This window comes from Streptacidiphilus melanogenes (genome assembly GCF_000787835.1).
Lineage (GTDB): Bacteria > Actinomycetota > Actinomycetes > Streptomycetales > Streptomycetaceae > Streptacidiphilus > Streptacidiphilus melanogenes.
The window spans coordinates 50,203-68,976 of record NZ_BBPP01000018.1 but is presented as its reverse complement, the minus strand read 5'-3'; the positions used below and the strand labels follow the sequence as shown (position 1 = coordinate 68,976).

At 73.6% G+C, this 18,774-nt stretch carries 14 protein-coding genes; 4 read left to right on the top strand and 10 right to left on the bottom strand.

Annotation, left to right across the window (positions count from 1 at the left end; genetic code table 11):
- Positions 1–252: 252 nt before the first annotated feature.
- From TR49_RS20290 to TR49_RS20275, 4 genes are all read right to left on the bottom strand, one after another.
- On the bottom strand, positions 253–1,275 hold the full coding sequence (locus TR49_RS20290) for a LacI family DNA-binding transcriptional regulator (protein ID WP_042383515.1): 1,023 nt from the start codon (positions 1,273–1,275) through the stop codon (positions 253–255).
- Between the two features lie 117 nt (positions 1,276–1,392).
- Positions 1,393–3,606, bottom strand: coding sequence for an RICIN domain-containing protein (locus tag TR49_RS20285; RefSeq protein ID WP_052434468.1), 2,214 nt, complete (start codon positions 3,604–3,606; stop codon positions 1,393–1,395).
- Positions 3,607–3,707: 101 nt separating this feature from the next.
- Positions 3,708–4,682 carry an ROK family protein gene (locus tag TR49_RS20280; protein ID WP_063770136.1) on the bottom strand — a complete coding sequence of 325 codons (975 nt, stop codon included), beginning with the start codon at positions 4,680–4,682 and terminating at the stop codon, positions 3,708–3,710.
- A 112-nt stretch (positions 4,683–4,794) separates the two neighbouring features.
- Positions 4,795–6,480, bottom strand: coding sequence for a glycoside hydrolase family 27 protein (locus TR49_RS20275; RefSeq protein WP_236653455.1), 1,686 nt, complete (start codon positions 6,478–6,480; stop codon positions 4,795–4,797).
- A gap of 314 nt (positions 6,481–6,794) precedes the next feature.
- On the opposite strand from TR49_RS20275, the gene TR49_RS20270 reads away from it, so the two are divergent.
- On the top strand, positions 6,795–7,577 hold the full coding sequence (locus TR49_RS20270) for a sigma 54 modulation/S30EA ribosomal C-terminal domain-containing protein (protein ID WP_042383512.1): 783 nt from the start codon (positions 6,795–6,797) through the stop codon (positions 7,575–7,577).
- A gap of 346 nt (positions 7,578–7,923) precedes the next feature.
- On the opposite strand, the gene TR49_RS20265 is transcribed toward TR49_RS20270, so the two are convergent.
- A complete protein-coding gene (locus TR49_RS20265) occupies positions 7,924–9,294 on the bottom strand; it encodes a sensor histidine kinase (RefSeq protein ID WP_042383511.1) in 1,371 nt (456 codons plus the stop codon).
- A complete protein-coding gene (locus tag TR49_RS20260; RefSeq protein ID WP_042383509.1) occupies positions 9,291–10,079 on the bottom strand; it encodes a response regulator transcription factor in 789 nt (262 codons plus the stop codon). The genes TR49_RS20265 and TR49_RS20260 overlap by 4 nt, the downstream gene beginning before the upstream one ends.
- A 139-nt stretch (positions 10,080–10,218) precedes the next feature.
- On the opposite strand from TR49_RS20260, the gene TR49_RS20255 reads away from it, so the two are divergent.
- Positions 10,219–12,405: an MMPL family transporter gene (locus TR49_RS20255; protein ID WP_042383507.1), complete on the top strand. Its 2,187-nt coding sequence runs from the start codon at positions 10,219–10,221 to the stop codon at positions 12,403–12,405.
- Positions 12,405–13,109, top strand: a complete 705-nt coding sequence (locus TR49_RS20250; protein ID WP_152627370.1) for an LmeA family phospholipid-binding protein — start codon at positions 12,405–12,407, stop codon at positions 13,107–13,109. The genes TR49_RS20255 and TR49_RS20250 overlap by 1 nt, the downstream gene beginning before the upstream one ends.
- Positions 13,110–13,131: 22 nt before the next feature.
- Here the strand turns inward: TR49_RS20250 and TR49_RS20245 are convergent, their stop codons facing one another.
- The 4 genes from TR49_RS20245 to TR49_RS20230 all read right to left on the bottom strand — a co-directional run bounded on the left by TR49_RS20245 (position 13,132) and on the right by TR49_RS20230 (position 17,503).
- Positions 13,132–13,800, bottom strand: a complete 669-nt coding sequence (locus tag TR49_RS20245) for a response regulator (RefSeq protein WP_042383504.1) — start codon at positions 13,798–13,800, stop codon at positions 13,132–13,134.
- Positions 13,797–15,125, bottom strand: a complete 1,329-nt coding sequence (locus TR49_RS20240; protein ID WP_152627369.1) for a sensor histidine kinase — start codon at positions 15,123–15,125, stop codon at positions 13,797–13,799. The genes TR49_RS20245 and TR49_RS20240 overlap by 4 nt, the downstream gene beginning before the upstream one ends.
- 185 nt (positions 15,126–15,310) lie before the next feature.
- Positions 15,311–16,495: an acyltransferase family protein gene (locus TR49_RS20235; protein WP_042383502.1), complete on the bottom strand. Its 1,185-nt coding sequence runs from the start codon at positions 16,493–16,495 to the stop codon at positions 15,311–15,313.
- A gap of 24 nt (positions 16,496–16,519) precedes the next feature.
- Positions 16,520–17,503: an alpha/beta hydrolase gene (locus TR49_RS20230; RefSeq protein ID WP_042383500.1), complete on the bottom strand. Its 984-nt coding sequence runs from the start codon at positions 17,501–17,503 to the stop codon at positions 16,520–16,522.
- 265 nt (positions 17,504–17,768) lie between these two features.
- Between TR49_RS20230 and TR49_RS20225 the strand changes: the two genes are divergently transcribed.
- Complete coding sequence (locus tag TR49_RS20225; protein ID WP_042383499.1) at positions 17,769–18,677, top strand: PfkB family carbohydrate kinase; 909 nt, start codon at positions 17,769–17,771, stop codon at positions 18,675–18,677.
- The last annotated feature ends 97 nt before the right edge of the window (positions 18,678–18,774 follow it).

Genomic DNA, 18,774 nt, shown 5'->3' with positions numbered 1-18,774 from the left:
GAGTCGGAGCCGTCCCTGCCGAGTCGGAGAAATCCCTTGGCGGGGGCGGCGCTTCGCCTGCCGGCTTCCTCTTGATCGTGACAGCGACCGTGGAGGCGGGACCCGTGAACGCGGTTTCCGTGTGGGTGGTCCCTCCGTCGGTCACGGTCGGGCGAGCGAGGCCGACAGCGCGGTCCGGTTCTTCCCCCGCCACCTCGGGACGTTGATCCGTCCGGCTTGAGGGCCTCAACGGCCCGGTCCGGCCGGCTCTGGTCAGGCGCTCTCGCGCCGGACGAGGGTCGGCTGGAAGACCCGGGACTGCAGGGTCCGCTCCGGCGCGGCGATCTGCTCCAGCAGCAGCTCCGCCATCTGCGCCGCCATCGACTCGACCGGCTGCCGGACGGTCGTCAGCGGCGGGTCGCAGTTGACGGCCGCGCTGCTGTCGTCGAAGCCGACGAGCGCCATCCGTTCGGGGATCGCGATCCCCGCGCGGTGCAGCACCGCGACCGCGCCGAGCGCCATCAGGTCGGAGGCGACGAAGACCGCGTCCGCGTCGGGCGCGCAGGCCAGCAGTTCGCGCATCGCGGTCGCGCCGCCCGCCTGGGTGAAGTCGCCCTCGACGCAGCCCTCCTCGGTGAGGCCGTGGTGGGCGAGGCGCTCGCGGAACGCGTCGAGGCGCTCCCGGCCGGCCGGGGTGTCCAGCGGGCCGGACGCCGTCGCGATCCGGCGGCGCCCGAGCCCGACGAGGTGGTCGACGGCCAGGAAGACGCCGGCGCGCTGGTCGAGCTCCACGAAGCTGATCGGCAGCGGCTCGCTGGGCCGGGCGAACAGGACCGCCGGGACCTTGGCGTCGGCCAGCGCCGCCGGGAGCGGGTCGTCGGTGTGGGTGGAGACGAGCACGACGCCGTCGACGTGGCCCTGCCGCAGGAAGTTGATCAGCTGCCGCCGGGAGGGTTCGTCGTCGACGATCGCCAGCACCAGCTGCACGCCGCGCGGCCGGACCGCCTGGGTGACGCCGCTGACCACCCGCCCGAAGAAGGGGTCCGCGAAGATCTGTCCGGCGCTCATGTCGGAGACGGCGAGCGCGATGGACCCGGTGGTGCGGGTCACCAGGGAGCGGGCTGCGAGGTTGGGGGTGTAGCCGGTCGCGGCGACGGCCTTCTCGACCGCCGTGCGCAGCGCCGGCGCGACGGAGGCGTTGCCGTTGACCACCCGCGAGACCGTCGCGCGCGACACACCGGCGACCTTCGCGACGTCGACGAGTGTGACCACGTCCGTGGCGGGCTTCTTCGGCATGCATGAGTTATACACGCCGCCCCTGGGGGGCGGCGTGCCCAACGCGGCACGAGCTGCGCGCAGCGGCGCCGCCGGGACGCTCCGTCCGGCGGCGCCGCTGCGCGTGCGCGGTCGGCCTCAGCCGGCCGTCCGCCACCGCAGGGCGGAGCCGGTGTCCTGCCGCCCGGCGGCCGCCGCGGTGAAGGTGAGCGTCTGCGCGGAGACGGGACGGGTGTCCCCGGCCGTCCCGCTGTTGTTCCAGCCGCGCTGCGGGGCCGTCGCCACGGCGGCGCTGCCGCCGGTCAGGCTGAGGGCGAGGCCGCTGTAGCGGTTGACCAGTCGGTAGCCGCCGGTGGGCGTCGAGGCCCCGCTCGTGGCCGGGGACTGCATCACCGTCTGGATCGACCACTGCTGACCGACCGTCGGTCCCTCGGCTCCCGGCCTGCCGAGCTTCGCGGCCGTGTCCCAGGCGCGGCCCGCGTTCTTCGTCGGGTCCACGCCGAGCAGTTGGCCGCTGGAGGCGTTGGCGACGGTGAAGAAGCCGTCACCGGTGGGCGTGAACGTCCACTGCGCGGAGGAGCCCGACGGGGCGGTGGTCGTGGTGAGGCTGTTGCCGCTCTGCGTCAGGTACCGGCCGTCGCCCGCGCCGACCCGGTACGAGCCGCCTGCGCCGACCGGTGAGGACGGCAGCCCGGCAAGGGACGTCGGAGCGACGGTGAACTGGGTGTACTCGGAGTCGTCCGGGGTGCAGGAGTACTCGCAGTACGAGCGGAAGCTGCGGCCGACGATCGCGCCGGAGGTCAGGTTGGCCGGATCCAGGAACCAGCGGTACCAGGAGCTCTGGGCGGGACCCGCGGAGCCGATGTCGGTCCACTTCTCGGTGGCCAGGTCGTCGGTCACGTAGAAGTGCTGCGGCTGGTCGCTGCCGGCCTCGTTCTCGGGGGTGCCGATGTACTTGCCGAGGTAGGCGTCCCAGGCGATGTTCAGCACCGACAGCTGCGAGGTGACGGGTGTGGTCCCGGCCGCGATCTGGCTGGCGACGCTGCCGGCCGTGCTGGGCGAGTAGCCCCGCGCGGACGGGATCCAGCCGGAGCCGACGCCGTCGGAGGGGATGACGTCGCTCTCCGCGCCTCCGACACCGGGTTGCGACCACGAACCGTCGTACCACTTGCTCCACGAACTGGAGCTCATCTTCTTCGAGATGGGCGCGCGGGCCACGTGCTCCTGGAAGCCGCCCCAGCCGCCGGTCTTGTCGACCAGGCGGGACATGTAGAAGACGTAGAAGTAGCCCGAGCGCTGGTCGACGAACAGCCGCGGGTCGCCGTCGCCGTAGTAGTACGTGGAGTTGGGGAACGCCGCGGTGTCCCCGCGCTTGGTGGAGTACGGCGAGGTGACGGCGTGGCCCTGGATGGTCCAGGTGGCGCCCCGGTCGGTCGAGGAGGCGTAGTCGATCGCGTCGTAGTGCAGCCCGTCGCCGAAGGGCTGCGGGGTGAACTCGTTGTGCACCAGCCCGTACCAGGTGCCGGTGTCCGGGTCGACCCAGACGCCCACCAGGTCGCAGTAGTTGCGCTGGGCGTATCCGGAACCGGAGGGCGCGTCGGTGGCGTTCACGCCGGTCGGGCTGTTGTCGCAGAACGCGGTGGTGTCCTTGTTGGTACCGGACTTGCTGATCGACGCCGTCGACGCGGTGTCGAAGTCCTTACCGGTGTAGAAGTCCCAGGACCGGCTGTCGGTCGCGCCGTAGAGCGAGTGCGCGGACTGGTAGTAGAACTGCCCGTTCTTGTCCAGATACGGGAACGCGGGGGTGTCGTCCCCGTTCCCGCCGGAGACGGACGTACCGGCGGAGAGGGTGTAGCCGGACGCGGGCGCGGTCGCGGCGGTGAAGTCCTGCAGGGCCTGCGAGGGGTTGCACGGCTCCAGCCCGACGGCTGCGCCGGGAGCCGCCGAACTCCCCTGCACCTGGAGGCACTTGCCTGACGCGGCGCTGAGCACGGTGGCGTCCGGCTGGAACGCGAAGTGCTCTTCCGGCGCGGCGCCGGAGCAGGCGGCCAGCTGCAGGGCCGCGCCGTCGGCCTCGGAACCGCCCGCGACGGCGAGGCACGTGCCGAGGACGCCGACGGTGCCGTCGGCGTTCCAGGCGAAGCTCTGCGCGGGGGTTCCGTCGCAGGCGGCGAGCTGGATCGGACTGCCGTCGGCGGTGGCGGCGTTCACGTCGTCCAGGCACTGGCCGCCGACGGTGATCGTGCCGCCGGACGCCGCATGCGCGGCCGCGGCGGGGAACAGCGGCAGCCCTGCGGCGACGACCGCGAACGCGGTCGCGGCCACCAGGCGCGGTCGGAGGGAACTGCTCATCGGGGTCCTTCCACGGGGGTGGGAGAGGAGCGAGAGAAATAGTTCCGCTAGGATCCGAACTAATCAGCCCCGCGTCAAGACCGCGGCCCGCCCGGAGGGCGTCAGCGGCGGGTGGCGAGGCGGGCGTGCGGGCGCGGTGGGGCGCCGACGCGCGCACGCACGGGGCGCTGCTCCAACGCCAGCAGGCCCGCGCCGACACAGCCCGCGTCGCGGCCCAGCCCCGCAGGGAGGATCTCCGGCGTGGTCTGGAAGGCGAGGCGCTTCTCCAGCGCCGTGCGGAGCGGGTCGAAGCAGGAGCGTCCGACCTGTGCCGGACCGCCGCCCACCACGATGCGGCGCGGGTCGAACAGCGCGACCGCCGCGGCCAGCCCGTCGGCCAGGGCGGGCACCGTGCGGTCCCACAGCCACTCGGCGACGTCGTCGCCGGCCTGGGCGCGGCGCCACAGCTCCTCCGCGCCGACCTGCTCGCCGGTCGCCCTGCTGTACGCGCCGGCCAGCGCCGCGTCGGAGGCCACCGTTTCCAGGCAGCCGCGCTTGCCGCAGGCGCAGAGCCGTCCGCGCGGGCGGACGGTCAGGTGGCCGATCTCCCCGGCCGACCCGTGACCGCCGACCAGGATGCGCCCGTCCAGCACCAGCGCCGCCGCGACGCCGGCCCCCATCTGCACGAACAGGAAGGACCGGCAGCCGCGCCCCGCGCCGAGCCGCGCCTCGGCCAGGGCGGCCGCCCGCACGTCGTGGCCCAGTACGACGGGGATGCCGAGCTCCTCGGCCGCCCACTGCCTGATCGGCACGTCGCGCCAGCCGAGGTTGGCCGCGAAGGTGCAGATCCCGGCCGCCTGGTCGATGATGCCGGGCACGGCGATGCCCGCCGCGACCGGACGGTGCTCGGCAGCCAGCTCCCCGGCGAGGTCGAGCAGAGTCTCCACCACGGCGTCGGGGCCGCGCTCGACACCCGTCTCCGCGCTCGCGCGGTGCAGCACGGTGGCGTCGGGCGCGAGCACGGCGCCCCTGATCCGGCTGCCGCCGGCGTCGAGAGCCAGGACGACCCCGTCCGCCGCCGCTGCGGTTCGTGTCACGGCCGTTCCTCCCCCGGTGGTGCAGCGCTCGAAGTTGTGTCCTTTATATGGAGAGTGCTCAGGACTGTGCAACGGGCGGCACCACCGGAGGTCGGCCGGACCGACGCGCGGGCTACTGCGGCAGCGACCAGGTCTGGTTGAACTGGTTCTGCCCGCAGGGCCAGACGTCGAGCCTGGTGCCGTTGGCGGAGCCGCCCCCGTAGACGTCCAGGCAGTCGCCGGAGTTCGGGTTCACCAGGTTGCCCGCCTGGTCGTAGCTCCACTGCTGCCCCGCGGAGCCGTTGCAGCCGCGCAGGTCGACGTAGGTTCCGGCGGTGGTCGCCGCTCCCGGCACGTCCAGGCACTTGCCCAGGGTGCGCACGGTGCCGTCCCCGGGGAGCGTCCACTGCTGGTTGGGGTTGCCGGTGCAGCCGTAGACGATGACCGGGTTCCCGTCGGCGGTGCCGGAACCGGAGTCGTCCAGGCACTGGCCGGCGATGCCGGTCACCTGGCCGCTCTGGACGGTCCCGCCGCAGCCCGCGCCCGGGGTGATCCGCAGCATCGCGGTCCCGTGCGCCGGCACGGAGGCGCTGATCGCGCCGCTCGTGGTCGAGGTCGTGCCGGACCACAGGTCCTTGACCGCGAACGTGCAGCCACTGCCCCCGGTGAACCCGGCCGCCGCGGTGGTGGTGTTCGCGGTGACCGTTGCGGCGGAGCGGTTGAGGATCGCGACGGCGCGGTCGCCGTTCGCCAGCGGGCGGGTCAGCACGTCGAGCGTCCCGTTCTGGGAGACGACGTAGCCGGGGTGGCCGAGGGAGTCCTGGTCGACGGCGATGACGCCGCTGTTGCCGAGGTCGGCGACGGAGGCCGCGCTGAGCTGCGTCACGTCGTCGCTGAGGATCATCGGCGCACCCATCTCCGCCCAGAGCGAGAGCTGGCTGCGCGACTCGGCGGCGGTCATGCCCCCGTCGCCGGCGATGACGAAGTCCGGGTCGTTCCAGTTGCCGGGACTCTCGTAGCGGTGGATCGGATTGTTGTAGCCGTAGTTGCCCAGCACACTGCTCCACCGGCTGGTGTTCGGCTTGCTCGCGTCGTACGTCGCGATGTCGTAGCCCTCGCGCCAGAGTTGGCCGTACTGGCCGACCCAGCCCAGCACGGTGTTCCAGTCGGTGGTGCCCTGGAAGTAGGCGGGGGCCGACTCGGAGAAGACGATCGGACGCCCGGTCGCCTTCAGCGCCTGGCTCATCTGCTGGTAGGCGCTCTGGTAGGCCTGCTCGGAGCTCTGCCCGGCCACGGAGGGCACGTTGCAGCCGTCGAGCTTGAGGTAGTCCACTCCCCAGGAGGCGAAGAGGTTCGCGTCCTGCTGCCAGTGGCCCCAACTTCCTGCGTAACCACCGCAGGTGGACGTGCCGGCGTCCTCGTAGATGCCGAACTTGAGGCCCAGGGCGTGCAGCTGCTGTCCGACGTAGGCCATGCCGTCGGGGAAGCGGCTCGGGTCGGCCTGCAGGTTTCCGCCTGCGTCGCGGCCGGCCTGCATCCAGCAGTCGTCGGTGGTGACGGTGTCGTAGCCCTTGGCGGCGAGCCCGGTGGAAACCAGCGCGCGGGCGTTGGCCAGGATCGTCGACTCGGTGTAGCCGCACTGGAAGTGGGCCCAGTCGTTCCAGCCCATGGGCGGTGTCGGCGCGAGCGGGGTGCCGGAGGTCGCGGTCGGCGAGGCGGTCGCCTGCGGGGCTGCGGCCAGACTCAGCGTTAACGCGGCGCCGACGGCGGCCAGCGTGGCGACGAGGCCGCGCATGGTCTTCGTTCCGGAGCGGGGCACGGTTGTCCCTTCGGGAGAAGTGGATGACGCCGCGTCACGCGCGTGGGGGCGCGCATGAGGGGAGGCGCACTCGCAGGGGTGCGACGTCGGCTCAGATGCTAGGGAAGGACTGCGCGAATGGATAGACATCTGTGCGCACTTCTGCACGCTGATTCCGCAATTGATCAGAACTGCGCAACACTCTCGCCAGTGGGCACCCCGGCGTCGATTCGTACCTTTCGGCACTGGACACTCTTCCTGACGGATGTGGAATATCGGCTGCACGGGGACGGTCCCCGGTGGCTGGAGAGGCGAACTGCGGAGGGCTTGGGCTCGTGAACGACGCGATCTTGATGCGTGCCGACGGGGTGGCGCTGGATCTCGCCCACGAGGTGAGGCGGCGGGTCGGCGATCTGGTCAGCGGGACGGACTCGCTGGTCGAGGCGCTGCGGGTGCGGCTGAGCCGCACCCACGACGAGGAGACGGAACAGACGCTGTGTCAGGTGGACGCGGAGGTCGACGGACGCCGCGTGCGCGTTCAGCGCCTGGCCGCGGACGCCCGCCTGGCCGGCGACCGCCTGGTCGAGGGCCTGCGGCAGCGGATCGCCGAGGTCTCCCTCGAATGGCGCCCCCGCCCGTGGACCGAGCGCGCCGACGCCCCCGAGGAGCTCCCGGCCGCGACCAGGGAGGACCCCCGACCGGCCGCCGCGGGCTGGGCGGAGCGCGCGGGCCGCGCGATGATGCCGGCCATCGCCCGCATCAAGGAGCCGCTGCTCGTATGGTGCGCCCCCGAGGTCGCGGTCCGGACGCTGGACGCGATGGACTACCAGGCCCACCTGTTCACCGACCCGTCCACCGAGCAGGACTCCGTCGTCTACCGCGCGGGCCCCACCGGCTACCGCCTCGCCTCCACCGCGCCGGAGAGCGCTCCGCGCTACAACCCGTCCCTGCTGACCCTCTGCCCCCGCCCCGCGCCGCGCCTGACGGACCACGAGGCGGTCGAGCGCTGCGAGCAGTCCGAGCTCTCCGCGCTGTTCTACGCCGACCCGGACTCCGGCCGCGGCCGCCTCCTCTACCGCCGCTTCGACGGCCGCTTCGGCCTCGTCCGCGGCGAGTAGCCGCTCCGCGCGGGCGCGACCATCCCCCCGCCTCCGGCGTGGGTACCCCCGCTTCGGCCGGGAGGTATCCCCAACCCAGCCTGGGCCCGGAGGTACCCCCACCCCAGCCACCTACGGCCGGGAGGTTTCCCCGCCCAGCCGCCTACGGCCGGGAGGTACCCCAATCCAGCCTGGGCCCGGAGATACCCCCACCCCACGCGGGTAGAGCTCGGCAAGCGCACGGTCGGCCTCGCACGGCCTTCGGCCGTGGGTGTCCCCACGTCGGTGGTTGCTCGCGCCCCGCGGCGGAGCCGCACATCGGCAGAGCCCAGCGCCCCGGCGCTGCGACGGCCCCTTCGGGCCCGGCCTACCGACGCAGTGTCACGGTGAAGCACGCTCCGGATTCCGGGCCGTGGCCGGTTGCGGTGATCGTGCCGGCGAGACGGGTGGTGAGGCGGTGGGCGATGGCGAGGCCGAGGCCGGTGCCGACCGGGCGGGTGGTGCGGTAGCGGTCGCGCAGGGCGCCCGGGTCGAAGGCGACGGCGACGTCGTCCTCGCTGAGCCCCGGGCCGCCGTCGCGGACCTCGATCTGCACCGCGCCGCCGTCCCCGGCGCGGGCCGCCAGCACCATGGGCGCGCCGGCGGGGGTGACCCGCAGGGCGTTCTGGACCAGGCCGTCGAGGAGCTGACGGACCCGGAACGGGTCCGTCAGCACCACCAGCGGAGCGTCCGGCTGTTCCAACCGCAGGTCCACGCCCTGGCGTTCGCACGGACCGGACCAGAACGCCGCCGCCTCGGCGAGCAGCGCGCCGAGCTCGGTCTCGGCGAGTTCGAGGCGGAAGTCGTCCGCCTCCAGGCGCGCCAGGTCGAGCAGGTCGGCGAGGAACCGGTCCAGACGGCTGGTCTCCTCGGCGAGGGTCCGGCCGACGTCCGGCACCTGCTCGGGTTCGATCAGGCCGTCGGCCAGCGCCTCGGCGTAACCCTGAACCGCGGTCAGCGGTGTGCGCAGCTCGTGGGAGACGGAGAGGAGGAACTCCCGCTGGCGGTTCTCACTGCGGGCCAGGGCCTGGTCGAGGCCGGTGAGGGCGCGGCCGATCTCCGCCGCCTCGCGCGGTCCGGTCAGGGGTGCGACGAGGCCGCGCTCGCCCTCGGCCAGGCGGTGGGCGACCGCCGCCGACGCGGTGAGCGGCCGGGCGATCCGCCGGGCCAGCAGTCCGCCCGCGAGCGCCGCGCCCAACAGGCCGACCAGCAGCGGCAGCAGGATGTCCCGGCGGACCTGACCGGCCTCCCGGTCGACGGTCGCGTACGGCTCGGTCAGCACCACCGCGCCGCCGCGGGCGGTCGGGTCGCCCACCAGCAGCACGTCCTGGCCGGCCAGGATGCCGCGGGTCGAGACGGTCCGCCCGGCCAGCAGCGCCGATTTGGAGGCGAGGTCGACGGCCGGCGCCGCGCCGCCCGTGACGCCGCCGCCCGGCGTGACGACGGCGAGCTGCTCGCCGTTCGGCCCCGCCAGCCGCTCGGCGCCGGTGAAGACCACCGGGGAGATCACGGGCAACCGGCTCAGCAGCGTGGCCTGCCGGGTCAGCGTGTCCCGTTCGCGCTGCTCGGCGGCGTGCGCGGCGGACTGCCAGGCGACGAGCCCGGTCAGCAGCGCCGCCACGGCCGCGACGACCGTGGTGAGCAGCACGAGGTTGCCCGCCAGCGTCCGGCGGGCGCCGGGCGCGCGCACCGCGCTCACCGGCCGGAGCCCGTCGAGGCGTTAGCGCCGTTCGCGCCTCCCGTGCCGGGGTCGGCGGCGCTGTAGCCCACGCCGCGCACGGTTCGCAGCGGGCTGGCGTCGCCGAGCTTGGCGCGCAGCTGGGAGACGAAGACGTCGACCATGCGGGTGTCCCGGTAGCCGGGGTAGCCCCAGACCTGGGCCAGCAGCTGGTCGCGGGTGAAGACCCGGCCGGGGTGCCGGACCAGGTGGGCCAGCAGGCCGAACTCCGTGGCCGTCAGCTCCACCGGCTCGTCGTCGCGGTGCGCGCGGTGCGCCGCGAGGTCGAGGCTGAGCCGCCCGAGACGGACCACCGTCTCGACGCCGCGGCCCGGCCCGCGCCGGAGCACGGTCTTGACCCGGGCGACCAGCTCGCGCGGGGAGAAGGGCTTGACCAGGTAGTCGTCGGCGCCGAGTTCGAGGCCGAGGATCCGGTCGGCCTCCTCGCCGCGGGCGGTGACCAGCAGGATCGGCGTCCAGTCGCCGGCGTCGCGCAGCGTGCGGCAGAAGGTGATGCCGTCCACGCCGGGGAGGCCGATGTCGAGCACGATGGCGACCGGATGCATCCGGCGCGCGGCGGCCAGCCCGGCCGCGCCGTCCGCCTCGACGTGCACGCCGAAGCCCTCGCGCGCGAGGTAGAGCCGCTGGATGTCGGCGATGTGCTTCTCGTCCTCCACGACCAGCACCAGGCCGTTGGACCGGGCGCCGTCGGACGGCGCAGCGCCGGAGGCGCCGTCAGGGCCGGAAGCAGGGGGCGGGAGGTTCATGCGCAGGGGCCTCTCGGGATCGCGGACAGGCCCGATGCTAACCGGGCGACCCGACCACGCCCGGTCCGCGCACCCGCCCGTACACTCCCCGAACATTCCGCCAACACAGCGCTCACCGCGCCACGCCACAGTGGGGCCCATGATCACCGAAGCGGGCGCTGAGCCCGGACTGCTGCACCGGACCGGGCGCTGGTGCGCCCGCCACGCCTGGCGCGTCATCGCCGCGTGGCTGGTCCTCCTGGTCGGACTCGGCCTCGCGAACCACCGCTGGGGCGGCACCTACGCGGACAGCTTCTCGCTGCCCGGCACGGCCGCGCAGACCGGCACCGACCTGCTCAAGGCCCACGGCGACGACACCTCCTCCGGCGTCTCCGCACCCCTGGTGCTCGACGCCGGGCACGGCATGCTGGCGAGCCACCAGGCCGCGATCGAGACCGCCGTCGGCGAGCTGCGCCACCTGCCGAAGGTGCTCTCGGTCACCGACCCGCTGAGCAGCCCCGGCGGCGTCGCCCACGACGGCGCGATCGCCACCGTCACGGTGCGCTTCTCCGGCAACCCGGCCGGCTTCGACCGCTCCTACCTGAACGGGGTCGACGCGGCGGTGCGGCCGCTGCGCGCCGACGGCGTCACCGTCGAGTACGGCGATCCGCTCGGACAGCTGGCCGAGCCCAAGTCGGCCGACGCCGTCTCGGAGGCGATAGGCATCGGCGTGGCGCTGCTGGTACTGCTGATCGGCTTCGGCAGCGTCGCCGCGACCGGACTGCCGCTGCTCACCGCGGTCCTCGGTCTTGGCGTCGGCCTGAGCGGGCTCGGCCTGATCGCCGCGCACACGAGCTTCGCCCAGGCGGCCCCGACGCTCGCCGCGATGATGGGGCTCGGCGTCGGCGTCGACTACGCGCTCTTCCTGACCACCCGGTTCCGTGCGCTGCTGCGCGCCGAGGACGACCTCGACCCGTCCGAGGCGGCGGGGCGGACCGTCGCCACCAGCGGCCGCGCGGTGCTCGTCGCGGCCGCGACGGTGGCGATGGCGCTGGGCGGCCTGTACGCGTCCGGGATCGGCTTCATCGGCGCGCTCGGCGCCGCCGCCGGGATCACCGTGGTCGTCGCCGCCGGCGCGTCGCTGACCTTCACGCCGGCGCTGCTGGGCCTGCTCGGCCGCCGGATCGACAAGCTCCACGTCCGCGAGCCCGTCGCCGAGCCCACCGGTGACGGCGACGTCTGGCACCGGTGGGCCGCCCGGGTGGGGCGGCGGCCGTCGCTGTTCCTGGCCGGCGGCGTGGCGCTGCTCGCCGTGCTCGCCGCACCCGTCGCCTCGATGCACCTCGGCCATGTCGACGCGGGCGCACAGCCCACCTCGCGGACCGACCGGCGCGCCTACGACCTGATCGCGCAGGGCTTCGGCGTCGGGGCCAACGGCCCGCTGACCGTCGTGGTGCAGCTCGACGGCGACCAGGTCGCCGACGGGACCGCGCGGCAGCAGCTCGCCACGACGCTCCACGCCGACCTGGCCGCCGTGCCCGGCGTCGCCTCGGTGACGCCTGCGGTGGCGAGCAGCGACCACGTCCTGCTGATCAGCACCGTCACTCCGACGACCGGCCCTCAGGACCGCGCCACCACCGACCTGTTCCACACAATCCAGAACACCGCCCTCCCGCACGCGTTGGACGGCAGCGGCGCGACCGGCTACGTGACCGGCGTGACGGCGTCCGGGCTCACCTTCACCGACCAACTGGTCGCCAAGCTGCCGCTGATCGTCGGCGTGGTCGTCGCGGCGGCGTTCCTGCTGCTGCTCTGCGTCTTCCGCAGCCTGCTCGTCGCCGTCAAGGCGGCGCTGCTGAACCTGCTCTCCATCGGCGCAGCCTGGGGCGTGGTGGTCGCGGTGTTCCAGTGGGGTTGGGGCGGTTCGCTGTTCGGGGTGACGGAGAAGGTCCCGGTCGAGTCCTACGTGCCGATGATGATGTTCGCCATCGTCTTCGGGCTCTCCATGGACTACGAGGTCTTCCTCCTCTCGCGGATCCGCGAGACCTGGCTGCTGCACGCCGACAACCGCCGGGCCGTCGCCACCGGCCTGGCCGCGACGGCGCGCGTGATCACCTGCGCGGCGCTCATCATGACCAGTGTTTTCCTCGCCTTCCTGCTCTCGGTCAACGTCGTGGTCAAGATGCTGGCCCTGGGTCTCGGCGTCAGCGTGGTCATCGACGCCACCGTGGTCCGGCTGGTGCTCGTCCCGGCGACGATGTACCTGTTCGGGCGCGCCAACTGGTGGCTGCCCGGCTGGCTCGACCGGCTGCTGCCGCACCTCGACCCGGAGGGGGACGGTCAGTGATGCTCCGGCCCTCCCGTGTCCTGCGCCGCCGCCGAAGGGTCACCGCCGTCGTGGCCGTCCTCGCCGTGACCGCGCTCACCACCGCCGGAACGGGCGAGTGGGCGGCGGACCGCCTGATCCGGGACCGGATCGCCGCGGCCGCCCCCGGTCTGGGCGCCGACCTGACGGTCAGCGCCGAGGGCTCGGCCCTGTGGGACCTGGCCCGGCAGCAGATCCCGCGGCTCGACCTGTCCAGCGACGACGCGACGTTGGGACGCCTCGGCCCGGTGGACGTCCGGATCCGCCTGGACGACGTCCGGTTCGGCGGCCGGGCGACGACCGTCGACGGGGCGACGGCCGAGGTGACCGTCCCGCTCGGGGCCGTCGCGGACGCCGTGCAGGCCGCCGCGCCGTCGGTCACGGTCGACGGCGCCACCGCCGACCCGCAGGCCGGAACGGTCACGGTCGCTCTGGGATTCGGCGGCGCCGCCCAGCTGACGCTCCGCCCGACCGTGACGGACGGGCAGGTCGTGGTGACGGCGGTCTCGGCTCAGGTCCTCGGCCAGGCCCTGGCGCCCGAACGCCTCGCGGCCCTGACCAAGGGCATGGACCAGGGAGCGGGGCACGCCTACCCGTTGGGCCTGCACGCCACCTCGGTCCAGGTCGAGGTCGACGGCCTGCGGATCGAACTGACGGCAGGACCAGGCACGTTGAAGCGAGCCTGAACCACTCGGCCCAGGAGGCGGATCAGTAGCCGGCCGGCCGCACCAGGCCCGTCTCGTAGGCGAAGACGGCAGCCTGGGTGCGGTCGCGCAGGCCCAGCTTGACCAGGATGCGGCTGACGTGGGTCTTCACCGTCTGCTCCGCGACGACGAGCTTGGCGGCGATCTCCGCGTTGGACAGGCCGTGCGCGATCAGCGAGAGGACCTCCGTCTCCCGCTCCGTCAGGTCCCCCACCCGGTCCTTCAGCGGCATACGCGCCGCGCCCGGAAGGCGGGTGAACTCGGCGATCAGCCGCTTGGTCACCGTCGGCGCGAGCAGCGCCTCGCCCGCCGCCACCACCCGGACCGCCTGCGCGAGCTCGGCCGCCGAGGCGTCCTTGAGCAGGAAGCCGCTGGCGCCCGCGCGCAGCGCCTCGTAGACGTACTCGTCCAGGTCGAAGGTTGTCAGCACCAGCACCTTGACGGCGCTGTCCGTCGGGCCGGTGATGCGGCGGGTCGCCTCGATGCCGCCCAGGCGCGGCATCCGGACGTCCATCAGCACCACGTCCGGCCCCAGTTCGGCGACCTTCTCCAACGCGTCGAGCCCGTCGACCGCCTGGCCGACGACCTCGATGTCCGGCTCCAGGTTGAGCAGCACCGTGAAGCCCTGACGGACCATCATCTGGTCGTCGGCGATCATCACCTTGATGGTCATGCGCGGTCCTCCACGGCGGGCACGTCGGTGGGCAGGACGGCGAGCACCTCGAAGCCGCCGTCCGGGGTCGGGCCGGTGGCCAGTTCGCCGCCGAGCATCGTGGTGCGCTCCCGCATGCCGAGCAGCCCGTGCCCGGCGCCGGGCGAGGGCGCGGGCGGGCGCCCGGGCGCGGAGTTGGTGACGCGGACGCCGAGCCCGGCGGGCCGGTAGTCCAGCTGCACGTGCACGGCCGCGCCGGGCGCGTGCCGCATGGCGTTGCTCAGCGCCTCCTGGACGATCCGGTAGCCGGAGAGCTCCACGCCCGGCGGCAGCGGCCGCCGCTCCCCCGCCGCGACCAGCTCCACCGCCAGGCCTGCGGCCCGCACGTTCTCCAGCAGCTCGCCCAGGCGGTCCAGCGTCGGCTGCGGCGCGTCCGAGGTCCCGTCCGCGGCGGGCTCCTCCGAGCGCAGCACGCCCAGCACGCGGCGCAGCTCGGTGAGCGCCTCGACCGCATTGGCGCGGATCCCGGCGAGGTTCTCGACCAGCTCCTCCGGCGGGTTCTCCACGAGGTGCGGCGCGACCTGCGCCTGGATGGAGATCACCGACATGTGGTGCGCGACCACGTCGTGCAGCTCCCTGGCGATCCGGTTGCGCTCCTCCAGCAGGGTGCGACGGGCCCGCTCCTCCGCCGTCAGCTCCTCCTGCTCGACCAGCTTCGACCGCGCCTCGCGCCCGGCCCGAACCGAGACGCCGAGCAGGGTGACGGTGGCGAACAGGATCACCGCGAAACCGATCGCGGACGCCTGCCCCTGCGGCTTGTACAGCGTCGCGAGGAACCCCGCGAAGACGCTCAGCCCGAACGCCTCGATCGCGACCCTGGCCCGCACCTGCAACGCCAGCAGGAACAGCACGGCCGCGTGCATCGAGATCGTCGCCGGCGTCCACCCCGCCTGCACGAACCGCGACGGGTCGGTGAACGGGAACACGATCCCGTGCCCCGGGTTGAGGGCGGTGGCGGTCCACGCCCCCAGCAGCATCGCCAGCACCGACGCCCACCAGGCCCGCAGGGGCCGCCACAGCACGCCGACCAGTGCGGTCGACTGCGTGCCCGCGAAGGCGATCCCGAGGGGCACCCCGAGGCTGTAGGAGAAGGCGTACTGGTTGACGTTGAGGAAGAACAACCCGACCGCCACGACCGTCAGCGGCACGAGCAGCCACCGCGACACCCTCTTCGCCCGCGCCTGCTCACGCAAGGCCCCGCCGACCAGGTCCTCCCGCACACTGCGCGCGGCAGCGCGCAGGGCTGCGCCTGGACGCATCATGCTCGGACCCCCGTCGTCGCTCATCGGGACCACCTTATGTGTTGGGGGCGCGGGGAACTGCGCGAGCAACCACCGTGTGCGGGCGGCCCTGCGCGGTGAGGACCATCCGCTCGTCAGATGGGGTACCTCCCGGCCGAAGTCTGGGGGATTGCCGCGCCCGTGCGGCGGAGCCGCAGATCGGCAGAGCCCCGCGCCCCGAGGGAGTGCAACTACCGCACCGGCTGGAGGCGTTCCGCGCCCGGGGAGCCCGCGACGCGGATCGTGGGGCCGTGGGAGCGGCGGCGACCCTGTTCGTGGTGGCGGAAAGCCAGCCAGCAGAAGGTGAGCGCGGTGGCGAAGACCGGGAGCCAGGCGAGGCGGGCGAGCATCCAGGACGCGGTGTCCGGCGTGGTGTGGAGGCCCAGGAGCGGGTGGCCGGCCAGCAGGCCCAGCGCGGTGACCGCGATCATCGAGGTCTGGTGCCAGAGGAAGATCGTCATCGCGGAGAGGTTGACCAGCGCCACCGCCGCCCACGCCGCCGGCCGGGCGAGAACCCGGCGCAGCGGGCCCAGCAGGAGAAGTGCGAGGCCGCACTGGGCGAGGCCGAAGGTGACCGCGGCGAGCGTCGGCGGGTTGAGGTTGGAGATCCTGCCGCCGGGGACGCCGACCATGGAGGCGGGGTACCCGGCCTGGGTGACCAGTAGGACGGTCGCGGCGACGCCGCCGACCAGCAGGACCCAGCCGGTCATCCTGCCGCGCAGGCCCTCGCGGGCCCACATCGCGCCGAGGCAGTAGGGGACGAGCCAGCCCGCGGGCAGGTTGAGCCAGCCCAGCCAGGAGGGTCCGCCGAAGGCGAAGCGGACCAGGTCGACGTGCAGGACGACGGCCAGCGGCCACAGCGGGTGCAGCCGGGAGACCAGCGGGGTCGCGGCCGTCAGCGCGGCGAAGACCAGCAGGAACCACATCGGTGAGAGGACCAGCTTGACCAGCGCCTCGACCGTCCCGAAGTCGACCCCGGCGAGCAGCAGCGTGGACGCGGTGACCGTCCACACCGCGAGCACCGCGAGGACGGGCCGGAACAGGCGCGTCAGGCGGGCCCGCAGCCACGCGGGGTAGCTCGTGCCGTTGGTCTTGGCGGAGGCGTAGCTCTTGGTGGCCACCTGGCCGCCGACGAGGAAGAAGACGGCGAGGGTCTGGAAGACCCAGGAGACCGGCGTGAACGCCGGCATGTGCTGGAGCGGGCTGACGACGTGGATGCTGCCACTGTCGACGACGATGGCGGTGACGAGCCAGTGGCCGAGCACCACGCCGAGGATGGCGAAGGCGCGCAGGGCGTCGACGGCGCGGTCGCGCTCCGGTGGTGTCGCGGCGTCGATGCGCGCCGTGAGGCGGCGCAGGGGGGTGGTGGAACGCACGGGATTCTCCTTGGAAGCGGCGTGTCAGATCGAGGGCGCGCGGTCCGCGGCGCCGGAGACGATCGCGGCGATGCTGCGCAGCGGCACCGAGCCGGGCTTCAGGTAGTCGCTGTGGCCGCCGGTGCCGGCGGCGAAGAGGTGGGCGCCGAAGCCCGGCGTGACCGGGTCGGTGCCGAGGCCGAGCGTGGTGAACAGGATCGGGACGCGGACGTGCGGGACGCCCGCGATCCAGTCGCCGCTCGCGCGTCCGGCCCAGACGGTGGCCTTGGTGTGCAGGCCGGAGACGTTCGGGAGGTCGCTGCCCACGCCAGGGCTGCCGTACAGGACGATGTCGGCGACGTCGAGGCCGGCCGCCGCGCGGGCGCAGACGGTGGAGCCGTAGGAGTGGCAGATGACCGAGGTCCGCGCCTCGGGCACGAAGGCCGCCAACCGCCGGACGAAGTCCTGCAGTTGCGGTGCCGCCCGGTCGGCGCGGCCGTCGGTCAAGACGACGGGGCTGACGGTGTCCGGCGTGGCGTAGCCGAGCCAGGCGACCACGGCCGCGTGCGCCGCGTCACCGCCGAGCTGCTGCTCCAGCGCCTGCGCGCCGGTGGCGAAGCGGTCGTAGGTGCCGAGGTTGGTGTCCGAGCCGGGGACGTAGACGGCGACGGTGCGGGCGGTGGCGAGGTCCCCGAAGACCTCGACGGTGCGGCCGCCGTCGCGTCCGTCGAACGAGAGGAACTGCCGGTCGGTTCGAGCGAGTTCGGCCAGTTCGGTGGCGCGCTGCGGGTCTCCGTACCGGGTGGCCAGTCGCTGGGCGGCCAGGATGTCGGCGCGGTTGGCGGTGTAACGCTGCGTCAGCTCGGCTTGGCCGCCACCTGCCGTGAGCGGCCCCAGCGCGGCGGGCGCGGGGGCCGGCACGGCCGTCGGCCGGGCCGCGCCGGCCAGCGGCACGGCGACGCAGGCGGCGACGGCGGCCGCGAGCAGCCCTCGACGGAGCCGCCGCACCACGTTCGGGCGGGATGCCATGACCCAACTCCTTCTCGATACCGGGTCGGTGTGTGTCTCGGTACCGAAGCTAGGAATCGGGGCCCGTGGTCGGCGTCCCGCCCGGGGACGCACCTGCGGCGTAGCTCCCTGGTACTACGGGGTTGCAGGGCGAGACCCTTCCGGGACGAGGGGGCTCACACGCCTTGCGCAAGATCGAGAATCTTCTTGCAGGCTGCTTCTGCGACTGTTTGACTCTCCCTCACTCGCGCCGCGCGGGCGCGAAACCGCAGTTGAGGAGGGTGCGATGAGCCCCGAGACCGACGTGCTGGTGCTGGGCGGGGCCGGGGTGGACACCGTCGTCCACGTCCCCGAGCTCCCCCTGCCGCTCGCCGACAGCTACATGATCCGCCCCGGCATACGGACCAGGGCCGGACAGACCGGCGACTTCCTCGCCCTCGGGCTACATGCCCTGGGACTACGCGTGCACCACCTCGACCTGCTGGGGGACGACCCCGAGGGCGCCCTGGTCCGAGCCCTGCACGCGGACTTCGGGGTGCCGCTCACCGCGATCCCCCAACCCGCGGGCACCAAACGGGCGGTGAACCTCGTCGACCCGCTGGGGCGCCGCCTCTCGCTGTACGACGACACCCGCTCCGCGCCGGAGGACCGTCTGCCGGAGCCCGTCGTCCGCGAACTCGCCACCGCGAGCCGTCACGCACACGTCTCCCTCACCCATCCGTGCGCGTTCGCCCTGCCCCTGCTGCGGGAGTGCGGGGTCACGCTCTCGACCGACCTCCACGACTGGGACGGGGTCAACCCGTACCACGAGCCCTTCGCCTACACGAGCGATGTCGTGTTCCTCTCCTCGGCCCGGCTGCCGGACCCGGAGGCCGTGCTGCGCCGCATCGCGGAGCGGGGCCGTGCGTCCGTCGTCGTCGCGACCGCCGGCGCGGACGGCGCCCACCTGTTGGCGGACGGCTCCCTCCACCACGTCGAGGCGGTCGCCCCGCCCGCCCCGGTCGTCGACTCCAACGGCGCGGGCGACGCCTTCGCCGCGGGGTTCCTGTACGCGTGGCTGTCCGGCGAGCCGGCCCTGCGCGCCGCGCACCACGGTGCCGTCGCAGGGGCGCACGCCTGTACCGTGCCGTCGACGACCCACGCCCCGATCACCCGCGAGCAACTGCTCCAGCGGGTGGGGCGGATGGAGGCATGAAAAAAGAGGAGTAGGTCGACGCCCACTCCCCGCCACTTACAACCTATAGCGCATGGGGGGCCTTGCGGCAAGGCCCTGGTGGTGCCGCACAATCGAC

Coding starts and splice junctions, on each gene's coding strand:
- TR49_RS20285 (WP_052434468.1), bottom strand. CDS start 3,606: ATGAGCAGTTCCCTCCGACCGCGCCTGGTGGCCGCGACCGCGTTCGCG.
- TR49_RS20255 (WP_042383507.1), top strand. CDS start 10,219: ATGATCACCGAAGCGGGCGCTGAGCCCGGACTGCTGCACCGGACCGGG.
- TR49_RS20240 (WP_152627369.1), bottom strand. CDS start 15,125: ATGAGCGACGACGGGGGTCCGAGCATGATGCGTCCAGGCGCAGCCCTG.
- TR49_RS20250 (WP_152627370.1), top strand. CDS start 12,405: ATGCTCCGGCCCTCCCGTGTCCTGCGCCGCCGCCGAAGGGTCACCGCC.
- TR49_RS20225 (WP_042383499.1), top strand. CDS start 17,769: ATGAGCCCCGAGACCGACGTGCTGGTGCTGGGCGGGGCCGGGGTGGAC.
- TR49_RS20245 (WP_042383504.1), bottom strand. CDS start 13,800: ATGACCATCAAGGTGATGATCGCCGACGACCAGATGATGGTCCGTCAG.
- TR49_RS20230 (WP_042383500.1), bottom strand. CDS start 17,503: ATGGCATCCCGCCCGAACGTGGTGCGGCGGCTCCGTCGAGGGCTGCTC.
- TR49_RS20290 (WP_042383515.1), bottom strand. CDS start 1,275: ATGCCGAAGAAGCCCGCCACGGACGTGGTCACACTCGTCGACGTCGCG.
- TR49_RS20260 (WP_042383509.1), bottom strand. CDS start 10,079: ATGAACCTCCCGCCCCCTGCTTCCGGCCCTGACGGCGCCTCCGGCGCT.